At 39.7% G+C, this 17,399-nt stretch carries 15 protein-coding genes; 7 read left to right on the top strand and 8 right to left on the bottom strand.

Annotation, left to right across the window (positions count from 1 at the left end; genetic code table 11):
• Window positions 1–4: 4 nt before the first annotated feature.
• The gene (locus tag E4O04_RS05750; protein ID WP_253710497.1) at window positions 5–988 is read right to left on the bottom strand and encodes an efflux RND transporter periplasmic adaptor subunit; all 984 of its coding nucleotides are present in this window, start codon (window positions 986–988) and stop codon (window positions 5–7) included.
• Window positions 989–2,458, bottom strand: coding sequence for a hypothetical protein (locus tag E4O04_RS05745; RefSeq protein WP_253684915.1), 1,470 nt, complete (start codon window positions 2,456–2,458; stop codon window positions 989–991). It lies immediately after the preceding gene.
• 177 nt (window positions 2,459–2,635) lie between these two features.
• Between E4O04_RS05745 and E4O04_RS05740 the strand changes: the two genes are divergently transcribed.
• Window positions 2,636–4,087 carry an ATP-binding protein gene (locus tag E4O04_RS05740; RefSeq protein WP_253710495.1) on the top strand — a complete coding sequence of 484 codons (1,452 nt, stop codon included), beginning with the start codon at window positions 2,636–2,638 and terminating at the stop codon, window positions 4,085–4,087.
• A 5-nt stretch (window positions 4,088–4,092) separates the two neighbouring features.
• Entirely contained in the window at window positions 4,093–5,085 is a 993-nt protein-coding gene (locus E4O04_RS05735; RefSeq protein ID WP_253710494.1) for an IS3 family transposase, read from the top strand.
• 49 nt (window positions 5,086–5,134) lie between these two features.
• Here E4O04_RS05735 and E4O04_RS05730 read toward each other — a convergent pair whose 3' ends face one another.
• The 5 genes from E4O04_RS05730 to E4O04_RS05710 all read right to left on the bottom strand — a co-directional run bounded on the left by E4O04_RS05730 (window position 5,135) and on the right by E4O04_RS05710 (window position 10,640).
• Window positions 5,135–6,025: an Rpn family recombination-promoting nuclease/putative transposase gene (locus tag E4O04_RS05730; RefSeq protein ID WP_253684918.1), complete on the bottom strand. Its 891-nt coding sequence runs from the start codon at window positions 6,023–6,025 to the stop codon at window positions 5,135–5,137.
• A gap of 189 nt (window positions 6,026–6,214) precedes the next feature.
• The gene (locus E4O04_RS05725; protein ID WP_253684919.1) at window positions 6,215–6,844 is read right to left on the bottom strand and encodes an adenylate kinase; all 630 of its coding nucleotides are present in this window, start codon (window positions 6,842–6,844) and stop codon (window positions 6,215–6,217) included.
• A gap of 25 nt (window positions 6,845–6,869) precedes the next feature.
• On the bottom strand, window positions 6,870–8,099 hold the full coding sequence (locus E4O04_RS05720; protein ID WP_253684920.1) for a dicarboxylate/amino acid:cation symporter: 1,230 nt from the start codon (window positions 8,097–8,099) through the stop codon (window positions 6,870–6,872).
• Window positions 8,100–8,137: 38 nt separating this feature from the next.
• Window positions 8,138–9,448: a leucine-rich repeat domain-containing protein gene (locus tag E4O04_RS05715; RefSeq protein WP_253710492.1), complete on the bottom strand. Its 1,311-nt coding sequence runs from the start codon at window positions 9,446–9,448 to the stop codon at window positions 8,138–8,140.
• Between the two features lie 22 nt (window positions 9,449–9,470).
• Window positions 9,471–10,640, bottom strand: coding sequence for a type III PLP-dependent enzyme (locus E4O04_RS05710; RefSeq protein WP_253710491.1), 1,170 nt, complete (start codon window positions 10,638–10,640; stop codon window positions 9,471–9,473).
• A 269-nt stretch (window positions 10,641–10,909) separates the two neighbouring features.
• Between E4O04_RS05710 and rimP the strand changes: the two genes are divergently transcribed.
• From rimP to truB, 5 genes are read left to right on the top strand one after another with little or no spacing between them, the layout of a single operon-like run.
• Complete coding sequence (gene rimP / locus E4O04_RS05705) at window positions 10,910–11,356, top strand: ribosome maturation factor RimP (protein ID WP_253710489.1); 447 nt, start codon at window positions 10,910–10,912, stop codon at window positions 11,354–11,356.
• Window positions 11,357–11,391: 35 nt separating this feature from the next.
• Window positions 11,392–12,879, top strand: coding sequence for a transcription termination factor NusA (gene nusA / locus E4O04_RS05700; RefSeq protein WP_253710488.1), 1,488 nt, complete (start codon window positions 11,392–11,394; stop codon window positions 12,877–12,879).
• A 7-nt stretch (window positions 12,880–12,886) separates the two neighbouring features.
• The gene (infB, locus tag E4O04_RS05695) at window positions 12,887–15,589 is read left to right on the top strand and encodes a translation initiation factor IF-2 (RefSeq protein ID WP_253710486.1); all 2,703 of its coding nucleotides are present in this window, start codon (window positions 12,887–12,889) and stop codon (window positions 15,587–15,589) included.
• On the top strand, window positions 15,582–15,956 hold the full coding sequence (gene rbfA, locus E4O04_RS05690) for a 30S ribosome-binding factor RbfA (RefSeq protein WP_253684926.1): 375 nt from the start codon (window positions 15,582–15,584) through the stop codon (window positions 15,954–15,956). The genes infB and rbfA overlap by 8 nt, the downstream gene beginning before the upstream one ends.
• Before the next feature lie 2 nt (window positions 15,957–15,958).
• Window positions 15,959–17,014 (top strand): tRNA pseudouridine(55) synthase TruB, encoded by a 1,056-nt coding sequence (gene truB, locus E4O04_RS05685; protein ID WP_253684927.1) that lies wholly within the window; start codon window positions 15,959–15,961, stop codon window positions 17,012–17,014.
• 60 nt (window positions 17,015–17,074) lie between these two features.
• Here truB and E4O04_RS05680 read toward each other — a convergent pair whose 3' ends face one another.
• Window positions 17,075–17,305 (bottom strand): hypothetical protein, encoded by a 231-nt coding sequence (locus E4O04_RS05680; RefSeq protein WP_253684928.1) that lies wholly within the window; start codon window positions 17,303–17,305, stop codon window positions 17,075–17,077.
• Between the last annotated feature and the right edge of the window lie 94 nt (window positions 17,306–17,399).

Here is a 17,399-nt window from a genome sequence, read left to right as displayed (position 1 = left end):
ACCTCTACCAAGCAGGAGGCGTCATGCCCGGAGTGTTCACCCTCAGAGTGTCCCCTTCCTTTAAGCCCGACAAGACCTTTACGGTACCCGGAGTATAGGCTTCCACCTCGATATTTACTCTCTCAAACTTTCCGTTTTCAAGAAGTCTTTCAACGTAGGGCTCGCCCTTATCGTAGGAAATTGCCGCTTGATCCAAAAGGAGAACCTCTTCGTCTTCTCCTGCAATGATGCTGCCGCTAAAAGAATAGCCGGGCAAGACGTTCTCGGGGAGCTTATCGACAACTATCTTTGTTTCTATCACAGTGGAACCCCTTTGGGCACTGGATTTGGCTATAGAAGAATGGTAGGTAACGCGGCCTTCAACCTCTTCATCTCCCAAGGCTTGAAAGTTAAGGATGACCTTCTGCCCTATCTTTAACCTTGGAACATCCCTTTCGGAAACATCCACTGTGGATTTAAAAAAGGAGCGGTCTATAATGACTCCGAAATTATCCTTGGGCATAACATAGGAGCCTTCGGTCAAATCAAAGGAAACGACTATACCGTCAAACTTTGCATAAACGCTTCTATCCCTCAGGGCTCGTTTTAAAGATTCAAGCTCAAGTTTCATCAATTCAAGGTTCTTGGAATAACCTTGTAATTGTTCCTTTTCAATGAGAAATTCCTGTTTTGCAACCTGAAAGGTTTGATAGGTATTGTCAAGGGCAAAGATAAGGTCGCCTTTTTTTACGGTATCTCCCTCCTTTACCGCAACCTTCTTTATAAGGCCCTCTCCCGGTGATTGAAGGTTTTGCTGTTGGGCGGGCTGAATATAACCTGAGATTTGAATTATATCCCGTATTATTTCTTTCGTTACTGTGACTGTTCGAGAAAAATCTTCAGTTCTCTTTTTAGGTAAAAAAAGAATCCAAACTATCGAAAGCGTTATAATTACGGTTAATATTATCAAAATAACCCTTTTACTCTTTTTCCGTTTTTTATCCTGCATTTATTTTTCCTCTATATTGAAAGCATCTTTTATTTCGGCATTAAAAGCATTTACGGCAATATGAGAATCGGTCAAACCCAAAAGCGCGTTAATATATTGTAAGTAGGCCTGCCTATTCTCCAGAGAGTTTATAAGTCCCCGCTCAAACCATTTTGCATGTTCTTCGGCATTTTCTTTATAAATGTCCAGCTCTTCGGCATAACGGATTTGCTGCCATTCAAGCCGTTCCCACTTAAGCTTAAAAGTGTTGAAGTCCTTGGCAAAGTTTTGCCTTACGGTGCCGAGCTTTATCTTTTCGCCTGATTCGGTCAGGGCCGCATTCTTTTTGCTAAGAGAATAATCATAAATTGCCAGCGGGTTTACCGAAAAAGATATCTGCATAGAAGGAACTGAAGCCTTTTCCAAGGGCATGGTAAGCCCCGTATTAATATTCACTCCCGGCAACATCATAGAAAGACCGGAACTTAAACTCTTGGTCTTACTCGTATATGAATCGGTATACGAATAAGCTAAATTGGCAGAAGCCGAAAATGGGCTTAAATCCATTTTATTTTTTTCGAGGAGTTTGTCATAGGCCCTTTCAGCTTTGATAAGGGGCTTATAGTTTTCGGCTTTTAGATTTTCGATAGAAATCAATTTTTGCTGAGGTATGCTTTTTGCAAGATTTATAAAAAAAGCATCCTCATCTTTTTTTTCTATTTTAAGACCGCAGGATTCAAAAAAAAGACGGGCAGACACTTCAAAAGAAAATTCTGTTTCTTTTTCGGCCCGCTCGGCACTTATCAAATTAAGCCGGGCGGTTCTTAATTTGGAAGAGGTTTGAGAATATCCTTCTGCAAGAATTTGCTTGTAGTTTATATCGGCCTGAATGCCGGCAAGGCGCTTTGCAAGAAGCCCAGAATACTCGCTTAAAATCTTTTGAATGTCGCTTAAAAGTTTATTGTCGGCAAGCTCTTTTTTCATCCCGGCCTTCTTTTCGGCCTCTTTAAGAGCATCCAATGAGGCTTCAATCTCCTGCTTTTTTCTTTTGCGGGCTTGACTGTAAATATCTCCCGACAGGGCGAGAGAAAAGCCTGATGTGCGCTGCATTTCATTTCCCGTATAAGAATAAGGAGCCGACAGCTTTAGTCCAAGATTATTATAAAGAGGCAGCCCCGCCGAAACCGAGGGATCGATGGAAAAAAAAGTTTTATCTTTTTCGGTGCTAAGATTAAAATTTAAGGTAGAACCAAAATTAAAGACAAAAATGGAGTTAAGTCTTACGGATTTATAATTATTTAAGGCTATTTTTGCTTCGTTTTCAGTCAAAATAAGATCGGGATCATTTTTATAGCGGTATTCCAAAATATTCTTATAAATATTTTCTTGAACATAAATATTTTTGTCTGCATAAACATTTTCTTCCGCAAAAAGAGTACCTAAGAAAAGAAAAAGAGAAATATAAAAATGGTTGTGTTTATTTTTTAGCATTTTTAATCCTTATGGAATTGCACGGCATTAAAATTACAAAAAAATAATAAAAAAGTCAAGGATCGGGATGGATCTACGGATGGATGACTATAAAAGCCGGATTCCCCTTATAAAAGTTTAAAAAATATGCTACAATTAATTCCTAATTATGAATTACTTTACAGGGGTGGGTAGAAAATGAGCGATATTCGAAGACTGCCTATTGGTGTTCAAAGTTTTTCGGTTTTGCGTAATGAGGGCTTTGTCTATATAGATAAAACGGAATATATATTGAAACTTGCAGCCGAAAGCAGAGTATACTTTTTAGGCCGTCCGCGCCGTTTCGGTAAAAGTCTTTTTCTTTCCACCTTAAAGGCTTACTTTTTAGGTAAAAAAGAACTTTTTAAAGGGCTTTATATTGAAGAAGCAGAACAAAGGCAGGCGGAAAAAGAAGGGTGCGAATCCTGGGGAAATTATCCTGTTCTCCACTTGGATTTTAATGCGGGGATTTATGATACAAGGGAGAGTCTTATAAACCGTTTTCTTTCGTTTTTTAACGAATACGAAGAAATCTACAAAAGCACAGGACTCGATATCCCCGACCGCTTTAAAAACCTGATAAAAAAGATTTACGAGACAACCGGCAGGCAAGTTGTTATTCTCGTGGACGAATACGATAAACCTCTCCTTGAAACCATGATTATAAATGAACCCTTAAACGAAGAGTATAGGCGTATCTTAAAAGGTTTTTACGGGGTAATTAAGTCTTGTGATGACTATATCCGTTTTGCCTTTTTAACGGGGGTTACCAAATTCAGCAAGGTCAGCATCTTTAGCGATTTAAACAATTTGCGGGACATAAGTATGCTTCCCGATTATGATGCTGTATGCGGTATTACTCAAAAAGAAATGGAAGAAGTTTTTAAACCCGAAATAATCGCGCTTGGAAAAGCTCAAGATTTGACCGAAGATGAGACCCTCACAAAGCTAAAACAAAAATATGACGGCTATCATTTTTCAGAAAACTTTGTAAATGTGTATAATCCGTTCAGCCTCTTAAATGTCTTTGCAGGAAAGGTATTCCGCAGCTTTTGGTTTGCAACAGGAACGCCCACATTTTTGGTCAGAACATTAGAACATCAAAAAGAAATTTACATTCGCGATATTTTGGAAGATGCGGAAATGAGCGAAAATGCCTTACAGGATTACCGCCCCGATATGAATAACCCTATTCCCATTTTATTCCAATCGGGTTATTTAACGATAAAAGATTATGACAAGGAATTTCAGCTTTACAAATTAGGCTTTCCCAATGACGAAGTAAAATACGGTTTTTTGGATAACCTTGTGCCTGCTTATACCTCTATTGCAAAGGATGCAAGCGGTTTATTTATCGCAAATTTTGTAAGAGATATCGAAAATGGCAAAACCGAATCCTTTATGAAAAGAATGTATGCGGCTTGCGCAGGCCTTCCTTACAGTCTTGCTTCAAAGGAAAATGTGCAGATGAGGGAAAGGGATTACCAGATAGCATTTTACATAATTTTCAGCCTCATGGGGCAGTTTGTACAAACAGAGGTAGTAAGCTCAAAAGGAAGAGCCGATTGCGTGCTTCACACCGATGATACAATCTACATCTGCATGAAATAACAACTATGACTCGGAAAAAGAAAATTAACAACGAAGAGTGCGACCTTGAATATTATAAAACGGCTGCTCTTTTTTGGGAAACCTATGCAAAGAATATCGAAGCGGGACTTGCAAAACAAGGTAAAAAAAAACTCGTTTTGAAAACGATGGAGGACTGCCTATCAATAACACCGCACACGAAGATACGGAAATTGTGTAAAGTTGCAGGAGTTTCAAAGTCAACATTCTATTATAACCGGAAGAACGACAGTCAGGCACAGAAGGATGCACAAATCGTAACTTTGCTTAAGAAACTGCCCAAGGAAGTCCTATTACGGCGAGGAAACAAGGCGAAAGCGAATATTATAAGACAAAAATTCGGTGTTCTTGTGAATCACAAGCGCATCGAGCGTATTTGCCGAGCATATGGCCTTCTTGCGAAGAATAGAAGAAGAAAGTTTCCTAAACATTATTACGAGCAGCGCAAGCAAAACAAGCAAAACCTACCTGAGAATATTCTGAATCGTCAATTCTATGCAGCAGAACCGCTTAAAAAACTCTGTACGGATGTATCATATTTTCGTACCACAAAAGGATGGTTGTATCTAAGTCCTGTGCTTGATTTATATAGAAATCAGATTAGTGCATACCACATGTCGACTCATAATGATGAAAAACCGGTTATGGATATGTTGGATAAACTTCCATTCCTTGAACCCGGAGCGCTTCTCCATTCCGATCAAGGCGCAGTATACACTTCCAAAGCATATACAAATCGCCTTAGGGAAAAGAAAATCATTGAAAGTATGAGCCGTAGGGCAACCTGCCGGGATAATGCCTGTATGGAACATTTTTTCGGAACTCTCAAAATAGAAAGCGGATATAACGAGCTAATAAAAATCAGAACTCCGACAGAACAAGAAGTGAGAGCTCTGATTGACAATTTTATAAAATATTACAATAATGAGCGTATTCAAAAGAATCTCGGCTGGCAGCCGCCGGTCGAAAAATATGCTTAAACTGTCCTAAAATGTGGGGGCAGTTCACAAGTTTCTCTTTCCCCCTAATTTACAGCTTCTCCACCTCTTCTTTACTAAGACCTGTAACTTTTGAAATAATTTCTACGGCAAGCCCTATATCAAGCAAGTTTTTTGCAGTTTCAAGCTTATTTTGGTATGCACCATCAGCAAAGCCGCGTTCAAGACCTTGTTCAAGACCTTGTTGCATACCTTGATGATACCCCTCACTTATACATGAAGCTCTATCGTGTTCGTATTTCATTCGGGACTCGTATAGCCACTTATCTCTGGGGCTCATTTCCATAATTTCTATCGTTGCATTTGCTTTTCTCATCATCGGTGATTCTTGTGCCAGCATATTACGTACCTCCGGATCGTCAGTTTCGATAAATTTCAGCCAATTTAATAAGTGTTTTGTTTTATCATTTTTGCATTGACCTTCTTTTAAAAGCCTTGCCTTTTCAAGGTTTAATATATGAATCTCAAGTTTTGAAACTAAGGGCTCTTTTGTATCTTGCTCCAATACAACATACTTGTTGTGTAAACGCCTATTTTTGTTAAAGCCTTCCCCTATCAAGTTTATTGTAATACACTTTGGAAGTTTTGTATAGTCTTGACCTTGTTTTATACCCTCGTTGTACATTTTAGACCAATAATATAAGGTCCTTTCAGGAAAATCACGATGCCACCTATTTTGAATTTCAATATCGACAAAGGTGTCGTCTTTTAGCCGTAACTTGATATCCAAGATGCCCAATTTTTCAGTTATAAGTTCCTTATGAAACTCCTTGTCCAGCAGCTCCAAACCTGCGATAGTTTCAGGCGGAATGTCTAAGATACATTCTAAAAAATCCTGTAAAACATCCTTATTTTCCTCTGTTCCGAATATACGTTTAAAAGCGTAATCATTGCGGAGGGTTATTTTAAAAAGTTTTTTCATATTTCACCTCTTCAATAATTTTTTAAAAGAAGAAAAATTTTCCCTTTCATAATTATTATAGAGATTGTTTGTAATAGATAGTAAAATTTAAAAAAATTAGGAAATGTCGAGCACAGAAAACTAGTTTTTATCAAACGGCAAAGTGCGAATGCCATTTGTACTTCGACACTCGCACTTTGTACTTCGCAATTAATGCGGGAATTTATTTTCAAAAGAAGCTAATACCTTGTCTGTTGCCGGGCGGGCATCTATATCTACTATTAATTTCTTTTTTGCATAATAATCTATAAGCGGGGCTGTTTGACTTCTGTAAGTCTCAAGGCGCTTTTGGATAGCTTCGATTTTATCGTCGGGGCGGGTAATGAGCTCTCCCGAACATGAGTCGCAAATACCTTCTTTTTTCGGCTTTACGAATTCGATATGAAAACTTTGACCGCATGAGGAACAAACCCGTCTTCCTGAAAGCCGCTTGATAACCTCATCATCGCTTATATCGAAGTTGACAACGGAATCAATTTTCACTATATGCTCCAAAGCATCGGCCTGAGCAATTGTACGGGGAAAGCCGTCCAGAATAAAGCCTTTTTTGGTGTCATCCTTTTCCAATCTTTCCTTTACAAGGGCGATTGTAAGATCGTCGCTTACCAAGGCCCCGGAATCAATGACAGCCTTAACCTTTTTTCCCAAATCGGTTTGATCCTTTATTGCAGCCCTAAAAAGATCTCCGGTTGAAATATGGGGGATCTTATACGATTTTGAAACCTCAAAAGCGAGGGTTCCCTTTCCTGCGCCCGGAGGGCCCAAAAAAATACAGTTCATTTTTCTCTTCCTTTTTTAACAATATTTATATAAAGAACCTTAAAGTGCGTGTATTGGTCATTTTAGATAAGTGGCCGATTATGTATGTTCCCACCATGGCGGTTAAGGCATCAATTGCGGCAGCTACCGAGCCTATAAAAAAGGCTGCCGGGCGCAAAATTAAAAAGCCCGATTCAAAGCCCCTGCCGTATATAGCACAAACTGCAACAAGGGAAACGTAGGTTCCCGTTACGGGGAAACGGCCCAAAAAGAACGAAAAAACGGTTGAAACACCTACAAGCCAAAACATATCCTTTACGCTTATACCCAAACTGGAATAGGACTTTAAAATTACGATAAAACTGATCGTAACGACCATTGCACTCCCAGCCCTGCCAAAAACCGAAAAAACAGGCAAGGATACTGAAGAAATTCTCCTTCTTACACCCAAGCTCTCATTGGAATGGCGCAATAAGACAGGCAGAGTTAAATTGGTATCGCCCGAAAAAAAGGCAGCACAAACAGGGGCTATCGAAGCATAAAGAATTTTATAAGGATTTATATCCCTGCATATTATTTTTAAGATTATAGGATATATGATTAAGGCTATTATAAAAAAATCTATCAACAAAAGTACAACCAGACCCGTAAAAAATTTGGTAGAAAGCATGGCTTGAAACTTGATAAACCAGTTCACCGATACGGCTATAAGCCCTATCGAAAACATATCTACAAAAAAGGCCATAACGGCATAAGAAATTCTGGAAAGCGAATCAAAGAGGGTTAAAGCAGGCTTTGAAATATTTTTATCGACGGCACAAGCGGCCCCTGCAAAACCTGCAAAGATACAGAGGGGAAGAATATAAAGTCCGTCCATAAGGGCTTCAAAGGCGCTTGAAGGAAACAGCCGTAAAAAGGACTCCATAACGCCCAAATTTTCGACAGAACTTGTCTCTTCAACAAAGATAGGTATTCTCGGCGGAGAGCTGATAGAAATAGAAATCAAACCTAAAAAGGCTGCCAAAAAGGACGAAAGAATAATAAAGACGGCAATATATATCGAAAGTTTTAGTAATGAACGGCTTTCGCGCAATTTAGATATACTTACGGTAAACCCAAAAAATAAAACGGGATATAAGGAATAGCGGCCGAATTGAATAGCAATATTAGAAGCAAAATCAACAGCTGCATTAAAAAACGCACTATCGGAAGAAGAAAGGACTGCAATTATAATACCTAGAGCAGAACCTATAAGATATTTTATCCAAATTTTCATGGTTCATTTTACAAAAAGAAAATGATTGAGTCAATAGACTAAAAAGCTTCTCCCGTTGTTTGAACAAGGGAGTCGATTATACTGCTCATATCTTCAAGACCGTAAAGAGTAAAATATACCTTCCAGAATTTAAAGGAGGAAGAATTAAGCATTTCTTGGCTAGGCACAAAATTATGGTCGAAATATTTATCTGCCTTGTATGTCAGATTGGGATTTTTTTCGGCATAGACGACAAGAGTTTTAAAATCATATCCGTCCCCGGCGATTAAAGAATCGAAGAGAGCCTTCATTGATTTTTCATTAATCTCATTCTCAAAGCAAAAAAGATTTTTTAACTTAGAATTTGAACTCACGGTAATATTTTCTATTTTGTTGCGGTAGCAATAAAGCTCTTCAAGCTCCTTCAATGAAGAAAGATCCAAATCCTTTATTTCGTTAGAATCGCAAGAAAGTTTTTGAAGCTTTGTGTTCAGACTTATCAAAAGCCTATCAAGCCCGTTTTTTCCGCAATCCAAAAACTTGAGCTCCTTGTTTTGAAAAAGAGCTAAGTCGGTAAGTTTATTAGCCCTGCAATTAAGTCTGGTTAATTTTGTATTTTTGGTTAAGTCAAGATTAGTTAAACCGGAATTCTCACAATCCAGCTCTTTAAGCTCAATGTTTTTTGTAAGATCAAGGGTTTTTAAGTTTAAAAAGCTTATATCAAGGTATTCAAGACCTGGAAAAGCGGAAAAATCTACCTCTTGAATCGTTGTTTTAGCTAAGCCAAGTTTTTTTAAGTCTTTTAACGAAGAAAAATCAGGCTTATCCATTTTCTTATTTCCTTCAAGAATCAGATTTTCAAGAGAAGGACAGTCGAAAAATTCTATATTCTTTAAACCCGAAAAAGAGATATCCAAGAGCTTCAAAGACGGAGCCTTTATTATTTTAACTCTGCTTAAAATTTCTGCATTATGGATTTTAAGCTCTTTTATATCGCCCAAGAATGCAAGAGAATTTTTTGCTATAAATATTTCGGTTACTGAACCGTCGGCAGGGATTTCCGAAGGGACGGCACCTTCAATTTTGATGTTTTTATCGGCTTTAACGCTTAAACCGATTTTTTTGTTTACTGCCTCAAATTCAAAAACAAGGGAGGCTTCATTTAAGGCTTTTTGGTATAAGTCATCGGCCTCATTTTTCTCATTATCAGTTGATTGAAGCTCTTTATCTTTTTTTTCAAGGATAAGCCCGGCTTGCGAACCTGCCGCAGTCTGAGCTTCTTTATTTTCAAAACCTATTTTTTCTTCCTTATCGGAACACGAAAAAACAAGAAAACTAAAAATAATCAAAGCTGCTAAGGTCTTTAACATAGCCGGACTCTTTCAATAGTGTTTACTTCATTACGTAGGTTTTAATCGGCGGGAAACCGTTAAATTCTACTGAAGCATAACTGGATGTATAGGCACCGGTAGTAAGGAAGTAGACCCTGTCTCCGGGCTTAAGGTTGGTAGGAAGACTGTATTTATAGTCTTCATACATGATATCCATACTGTCGCATGTAGGACCGGCCAAAACGACCTCACCCCACTTTTTGCAGCTCTCATCCTTATCTGTAACGATAGGATATTTTAAGGACTCGTTTAGAGTTTCAATAAGACCGTTAAATAGACCTGTATCAAGATATACCCACCTAAAAAGGGCCGTATTGTTTTTGCGCGAAATCATAACGACCTCAGTTACCAATATACCGCTGTCTCCTACAAGAGAGCGGCCGGGTTCCAAAATAATTCGGGGGCGCTCATCGCCGAAGTCATCTTCCAAATATCTGTTGATTTCGGAAGCGTACTCGCTTAAATCGTTTGCAGGTGTAACATAGGAAGCAGGGAAACCTCCTCCCATGTTTACCATCTCAAGCTTTATATCTTCTTCTTCTTCCAATGAGCCCATGAGGTACTTTGTCTTTGCAATGGCATCGTTCCATTGACCTATATCCCTCTGCTGACTTCCTACATGGAAAGAAATACCGTAAGGAATAAGGCCTGAATCTCTAGCCTGAATGCAAAGGTCATAAGCCATATCCGGATGGCAGCCGAATTTTCTTGACAGGGGCCAGTCTGCACTAGTGGTATTTTCAACAAGGATTCTCACATAAACTCTTGAACCGGGAGCAAATTGAGCTATATTTTTAAGGTCGTCCTTGCTGTCGGTAGCGAACATTCTAACGCCTTTTTCATAAAAATAAGCAATGTCTTTTGCCTTTTTTATGGTGTTACCGTAACTGATTCTTTCAGGGCTTACACCTAATTTTAAAACCTTATCGAGTTCATAGCGTGAAGCTATGTCAAAGCATGAGCCCATCTCATTGAGCATTGTTATAATTTCTTCGTGCGGGTTTGCCTTAATTGCATAAAAAACATCCGCATAGGGGAAATTTTCCTTTAACTTTTGATAATTTTTTTTGATTGTTTTTAGGTTGATAACAACACAGGGCGTTTCCAGATTTTCTGAAAAACTCATAAAGTGTTTCCACTCAGAATCGCTAATGTAATCCTTTCTTTCCATTAGGCCGACCTCCCAAAAAATAGTAATAATAGATTACCTTATAAAGCTATTTTGCATAACTGTCAATAGTATTAAGGCAAAAAAAGGTTTTTTTTTAATATTTTCAATCTAAAAAACAAAAAAACTTAATATTTTTCTATATATATGTATTGAATATATTTCAATTTTGTGGTACTATTAATTTTAGAACATATATTATCCTTATGTATTCGGAGTCGTTCAAACGGCTCCTTTTTTGTATGCAAAGGCTATGTTGAGAGGAGGTTGAAGTGGAATTTATTCAAAAAAAAGATATTCCGTACTTTACCGAATGTGAACCTCTTGTTGAAGGACTCGGCTTTAAACTGGTTGATCTGAATGTTCTTCACAAAAAAGATGTTTGGCAGGTTAAGGCGGTAATAAAATCCGAAAAAGGGGTCGGTATCAAAGACTGTACCTCCGTACACAGGAGCCTTCAACCCCGTATTGAAGCCCTCATAGGCTCGCAAGACGTAACAATGGAAGTCAGCTCTCCGGGAATAAACCGGCTTGTAAAGCGGGCGGTTGAGTTTTATGCCTTTATAGGAGAACAAGCCCAAATTTGGGACAACAGTATTACTGATTGGCGGCACGGAATTATAAAAGAAGTAAATTCCGAAGGCCTTGTTTTAAATTCTGATAATCAAGACATTCAAATTCCATATCAGGATATAAAAAAAGCCAGATGTAATCTTTAAGAATAATTTTAGCTTTGTTAAGGAGATTTAATGAAATGTCTGAAGGAATAATCGAGGCAATTCGGGAATTTGCGCAGGAAAAAGGGATTGATGACGATTTTGTTTTACACATTGTAGAGCAAGCTCTAAAAGCGTCTTATAAAAAACAATTCGGAACAGATGCAAATGCCGTATTTAATGAAGAAACAGGAAAGATATACTCAAAGAAAATAATAACTGAGCAGGCAAAAAATCCTGTTTTTGATATCGGCTTAGAAGAAGCAAAGAAACTTGCCCCCTCCTGCGAAGCAGGCGATGAACTCTTAGTTGAAGTCGATCCGAAAACCTTCGGAATTAATTCTGTCAAGGTCGGAATGCAAAGAGCAATTCAATGTATAAGAGAAATGCAAAAAGACTCTCTTTATGCGGAATACAGCACAAAGGTTGGCGAAATCATCATAGGTTATTACCACCGAGAACGCAACGGAAACATTTATGTCGACTTAGGAAAGGTCGAAGGTTTATTACCTAAAAAATATCAGTCTCCTGGAGACCATTTCGGACGGAATGTGGCTGCCGGAGAAGAATCAAGAATAAAGGCCCTTGTCCGGGAAGTAAAAAAACACCGCCAGTCAAACGTAGTACAGCTAATCCTTTCAAGAACCGATGCAGAATTTGTAAGACAGATACTGGAGCTGGAAGTACCTGAAATTGAAAGCGGAATAGTAAAAATTCATAATATTGTACGAGAACCCGGTTATAGGACAAAGATATCGGTTTCAACAGACAGGGATGATATAGATCCTGTAGGAGCCTGTGTAGGGGCAAAGGGTGCCAGAATTCAAGCCGTCATCGCAGAACTGGATGATGAAAAAATAGATATTCTCCCGTACTCCGAGGATCCGAAAGCCTACATAAAAAGTGCCCTTTCGCCTGCTGAGATTATGGATGTTATTATCTTTGATGCAGAAAAAAAGAAAGCATATGCAATAGTATCCGACTCCCAATTGTCATTGGCGATAGGAAAGCAAGGTTTAAATGTGCGCCTTGCAAACCGCCTTGTAGACTGGAACATAGAAGTAAAAACCGAAGAACAGTATAAAAAAATGGATATTTATACTGATGCACGAAAAGCTGTTGAAAACTTATTTACCGATGAAGATAAGGATGAAGAGGAAGAATATGAGGAAATTTCCAATGTTTCCGAACTTCCCGGAATTACCGAAGAAATTCTAACGGTATTACGTAATAACGAAATTGAAGACGTACAAGACTTGATTAATATGGAAGATGATGAAATCAGGGCCTTGGAAGGTCTTACTGCCGAGATGGCTGATACTCTTCTTGACATTATAGCTAATGCCGTTGAAGTTGTAGAAGACGATGAAGATGAAAGCAATGAAGAAAGCGAACCTGTTTCGGATGATGAGGGAGAGGTTGAAGAATTCGAATGCCCTGAATGCGGTCATAAAATAACGATAGATATGACAAAATGCCCTAATTGCGGAGTAGATCTTGCTTTTGAATATGAGGACGAAGAGTAGGAGTAATATGGATATAGAAAACACAAATAAACCTGATGTAATTCTCAACAAAAAAAGCGGTAAAGCAGCAGAAGCTAAGCCTGAGTCCGTAAAAACAGACTCTAAAAAAAAGGTCGTTGTAAAGGTTTCAAAAACTTCGACAGGAAAATCCAAGAAGCCTGAATCTTCCGAAGAATCTTCAGGCGGTAAAACATCCGGAAAACAGGTTATTTCCGTTAAAAAGGTTTCGCCCCAGAGCTCAAAACCTGTAGATACCTCTGCAAAAGAAAGAAAACCGGATGAAAGGCTTGATGAAACAAAGAAGGCTCCACCTAGCGCTGAAGATAAGAGGAGCGATCAGCCTTCCGCACAAAATGAAAAGCGAAGTTCCGATTCCGTAAAACCGGATTCGGTAAAAAGGGAAGAAAAACAGCCTGAAAGAAAAAAGCCGGCAGCTTCTTCGATAGAATCGATAGATTTTGCAAGCAAACGGCCTAATGTAAAAGCCGGTAACCTTGCAGACTCAGGCCGAAGAAATAACCGCAGCCAAGGTAACCGCCCTCAAAGACCCGGAGGTCAGGGTCAAGGCCAAACCGGACAAGGGCGCAGACGTGAAAGCAATTTTTCGGGAGCCCAAGCCCGTGCCTACTCGGACGGAAAAAAGCAGGGCTTTAGAACAGGTCAAGGCGGACAGCAGGGACGAACAGGCGACAGGCCTCAAAACAGGCCCGGCTTCGGCGGCCCAAGGCCCGGAGCAGCTCCGGCCCCTATTCCTGTCGAAAAAAACAAGGCTCAAACAAATAAAAAAGCCCACAAGGCCAAAAAAGAAATATATAACAAGAAAAACAAGGAAGACGAATTTTTTGAAGAACGCCTCTTAAATCAAAAGAAAAAGCAAAAAGAAAAAATTCATAATATTCCTAAACAGATCGAGATAATGGAATCGATTTCCGTTTCCGAATTGGCCAAGAAGATGAACCTAAAGGCTTCCGAGCTTATCGGAAAACTCATGGGCATGGGAATGATGGTTACCATGAATCAGTCCATCGATGCCGACACGGCCACCATTCTTGCATCGGAATATGAATGCGATGTCAAGATTGTAAGCCTCTATGATGAAACGGTTATCGAAAGCAAGGAAGACGATTTATCGGAACTGAACCCGAGGCCGCCCGTTGTAACCATAATGGGACACGTTGACCACGGTAAGACTAAGACCCTTGACGCAATCCGAAGCTCCAACGTTATAGCAGGAGAGTTCGGAGGAATTACCCAGCACATAGGTGCTTATACGGTAAACACCCACGGAGGAAAAATTACCTTCCTCGATACTCCCGGTCACGAAGCCTTTACCATGATGCGTGCACGAGGAGCGGAAATTACCGATATAGTTGTTTTGGTAGTTGCTGCCGATGACGGCGTTATGCCCCAAACAATCGAAGCCATCAACCACGCACGCGATGCAAAGGTTCCTATAATAGTTGCAGTAAACAAGGTCGATAAACCTGAGGCAAATGTAGACAAGGTAAAAACCCGCCTTTCCGAATTGGGTCTTATGCCCGAAGAATGGGGCGGAGACACCATGTTTGTCGAAATCTCGGCTCTAAAAAAATTGGGATTGGATAACCTCCTTGATACAATCCTCCTTCAAGCCGAGGTGCTTGAGCTTAAGGCCAACTATACATGCAATGCGGAAGGAAAGGTTATAGAATCCCGCATTGACCACGGAAGAGGCGTCGTTGCAACAATTATCGTTCAGCGCGGAACCTTGAGAACGGGAGATCCTTATGTTGCAGGTATTTATTCGGGCCGTGTAAGAGCCATTTTCAATGACAGGGGAGAAAAAATCGACGAAGCGACCCCCAGTATGCCTGTTGAAATTCTCGGTCTTGAAGGTATGCCCAATGCAGGAGATCCCTTCCAAGTTACCGATTCGGAACGCATTGCCCGCCAGATTTCGGATAAGAGGCAGGAACTCAAAAGATTTGAAGATTCAAGGAACGTTAAGAAGGTTACCCTCGATAACCTCTATGAAACAATCCATGACGGCGAAATATTGGAGCTCAAGGTTATCATCAAGGGAGACGTTCAAGGTTCGGTAGAAGCCTTAAAGCAATCCTTGGAAAAACTTTCTACGCCAGAAATAAGGCTCAACGTAATACACGCTTCGGCAGGTGCAATCAATGACTCCGATGTTATGCTTGCAGCAGCGGACTCGAACGCTCTTATTATAGGATTTAACGTACGCCCCACTCCTCAGGCCAAACTTTTGGCCGATCAGGAAAAGGTCGACATACGAAAATACACCGTTATCTACAAGGCTGTTGAAGAAATTCAGATGGCCATGGAAGGAATGCTTTCGCCCGATATTAAAGAACAGGTTATCGGTATGGTTGAAGTTAGAAATACCTTTAAGGTTCCCAAAATCGGAAAGATTGCCGGCTGTTATGTTCTTGAAGGCGTCGTAAAGAGAAACTGTGCAGTACACGTTATCCGTGAAGGCATAGTCGTTCACTCGGGAAAACTTTCTTCATTGAAGAGGTTCAAGGACGATGCAAAAGAAGTTGCAGCAGGCTTTGAATGCGGTATCGGCATCGAAGACTTTAACGATATACAGGTCGATGACCAATTAGAAATTATCGAGATGATTCAGGTTGCCCGAAAGTTGAGCGACAGCGAACACTACAAGGCGCCCGAAATCAAAGAAGAAGGAACCGAAACCAATGAGTGAGTTTAGGCTTGCCAGATTAGGAGAGCAGATAAGGGAAGAAATCTCAAGCCTTATCTGCTCGGGCAAAATAAAAGATCCGAGAGTTTCTTCTCTTCTTTCGGTTAACAGGGTAATTGTTTCAGGCGACCTTGCCTATGCTAAGGTCTATGTTTCAAGCTTTTTGGATGAACATAAGACAAAGCAGGGTGTCCGCGGCTTGGAAAATGCATCGGGCTTTATAAGAACCAGCCTTGCAAAAAAACTTCACATAAGGCAGTGCCCCGAACTCAGCTTTATATTCGATAAGAGTATAAAGGAAGGAATCGACATGGTAAACAAACTTGAAAGCCTTGAATATTTTACCGAGCCTGATGAAGACCTATCTTAAAAATGGAACAAAATAAAAACCTGATAGTCCCGTTTGCAAAGCAGGCGGGATTAACCAGCTTTGCCTCAATGTCGGCCGTAAAAAAAGCCCTTTCGACAAAAAAGGTAGGCCACACAGGAACCTTGGATCTTTTTGCAGACGGCCTTTTGGTTCTTCTTACAGGGCAATTAACCCGCCTTGCCGATATAATTTCGGCCGAAAAAAAGGCCTATGAAGCATGGATGGAATTCGGAATAGAAACGGATACCCTCGATCCTGAGGGCGAGATTATCGCCGAGGCTCCCCTTCCCTCTTATAAAAATTTAACGGAAGCAATCCCCTCTTTTTTAGGCAAAATACTCCAAAGACCGCCCGAATTTTCTGCAATAAAGATAAACGGAAAGCGGGCTTCCGACAGAATACGCAGCGGAGAAAAGATAGAAATTGCATCGCGGAAAATAGAAATTTTTAAGCTAAATTTAAAAAAAATAATTACCGATGGCGGTTTGGAATTTACAGAAAGTGATTTTTTAAACATAAATGCCGATACAAAGATAAAATATACCCATATAAGCGTGGAATGTTCAAAGGGAACCTACATACGCTCCCTTGTAAGGGACATGGCAAAAAAAGCTCACTCCTGTGCCTATGTCTCGGCCTTGCGGAGAACTGCCGTTGGAAGCTTTAAGCTTGAAGAGGCTGCAGGTTTTTCTCTATTAGATGATTTTTCTGCAGCACCTCATGAGAGTTTTTGCAATATGGATGATAAGCCGGTTTTCTACAAACCGAAAGAGATTGAAATTTCAGAAATAGAGGCAAAGGCTTTTTCATTCTCGCCTAAAACGGCAGAAAGCCTAAGATTACCTCAAATCTTTTTGGATAGAAGGTATCTAAACGATTTTTATAACGGGAAAAAAATGAAAACCAATTGGTTTTTAAACGATGAAGAAGTTTTCAAAAATACCAACGGCTCAGCTTCAGAGAAGAAAAAAACATGTGTATTTTGCGATAATTTATGGATAGGTATTATAGGAATAAGCAAAAACTATTTGAAATATGAAACCGTTATAAAAAACTAAAGGCCTAGCGCTTTAATTCAAAACGTTAAGCCTTTTAGACGGTAAGTCTATTTTTTTAACTTACTGTAATGCATGTCTTCCTGAAGGAGAAGCCGAACAGCGTATACCGTAGCTGGTTACAACTCTGTCTCCTAAAGTTTTTGTCTCACGGCCGCAGTGAATACAATGCGAACCGTCAGCTATGATAACATGTTTTTTTGACACGCTCGCAGGACACTTATATCCGTTATCGTCACTTTCCAAGTTCGGTCCTACAGGCCTAACTTCTTTTCCGCAATATTTACACTTCATAAAATAACTCCTGACCTTGTTTGATTGCTATAATTTTCGGCATAATAAATGCTTTATATTAAAGGCTTAATTTGATATTTAGTTACAAAATACC

Origin of the sequence: Treponema sp. OMZ 799, from assembly GCF_024181365.1 — a bacterium.
Taxonomy (GTDB): Bacteria; Spirochaetota; Spirochaetia; order Treponematales; family Treponemataceae; genus Treponema_B.
This window is presented reverse-complemented; position numbering and strand designations above follow the sequence as displayed.

Bases quoted from the DNA above. Each gene is read 5' to 3' on its own strand.
- rbfA (WP_253684926.1), top strand. From the start codon at position 15,582: ATGAGTGAGTTTAGGCTTGCCAGATTAGGAGAGCAGATAAGGGAAGAA.
- E4O04_RS05725 (WP_253684919.1), bottom strand. From the start codon at position 6,844: ATGAACTGTATTTTTTTGGGCCCTCCGGGCGCAGGAAAGGGAACCCTC.
- nusA (WP_253710488.1), top strand. From the start codon at position 11,392: ATGTCTGAAGGAATAATCGAGGCAATTCGGGAATTTGCGCAGGAAAAA.
- E4O04_RS05680 (WP_253684928.1), bottom strand. From the start codon at position 17,305: ATGAAGTGTAAATATTGCGGAAAAGAAGTTAGGCCTGTAGGACCGAAC.
- E4O04_RS05750 (WP_253710497.1), bottom strand. From the start codon at position 988: ATGCAGGATAAAAAACGGAAAAAGAGTAAAAGGGTTATTTTGATAATA.
- E4O04_RS05730 (WP_253684918.1), bottom strand. From the start codon at position 6,025: ATGAAAAAACTTTTTAAAATAACCCTCCGCAATGATTACGCTTTTAAA.
- E4O04_RS05710 (WP_253710491.1), bottom strand. From the start codon at position 10,640: ATGGAAAGAAAGGATTACATTAGCGATTCTGAGTGGAAACACTTTATG.
- E4O04_RS05745 (WP_253684915.1), bottom strand. From the start codon at position 2,458: ATGCTAAAAAATAAACACAACCATTTTTATATTTCTCTTTTTCTTTTC.
- E4O04_RS05740 (WP_253710495.1), top strand. From the start codon at position 2,636: ATGAGCGATATTCGAAGACTGCCTATTGGTGTTCAAAGTTTTTCGGTT.
- E4O04_RS05715 (WP_253710492.1), bottom strand. From the start codon at position 9,448: ATGTTAAAGACCTTAGCAGCTTTGATTATTTTTAGTTTTCTTGTTTTT.
- E4O04_RS05735 (WP_253710494.1), top strand. From the start codon at position 4,093: ATGACTCGGAAAAAGAAAATTAACAACGAAGAGTGCGACCTTGAATAT.
- E4O04_RS05720 (WP_253684920.1), bottom strand. From the start codon at position 8,099: ATGAAAATTTGGATAAAATATCTTATAGGTTCTGCTCTAGGTATTATA.
- infB (WP_253710486.1), top strand. From the start codon at position 12,887: ATGGATATAGAAAACACAAATAAACCTGATGTAATTCTCAACAAAAAA.
- truB (WP_253684927.1), top strand. From the start codon at position 15,959: ATGGAACAAAATAAAAACCTGATAGTCCCGTTTGCAAAGCAGGCGGGA.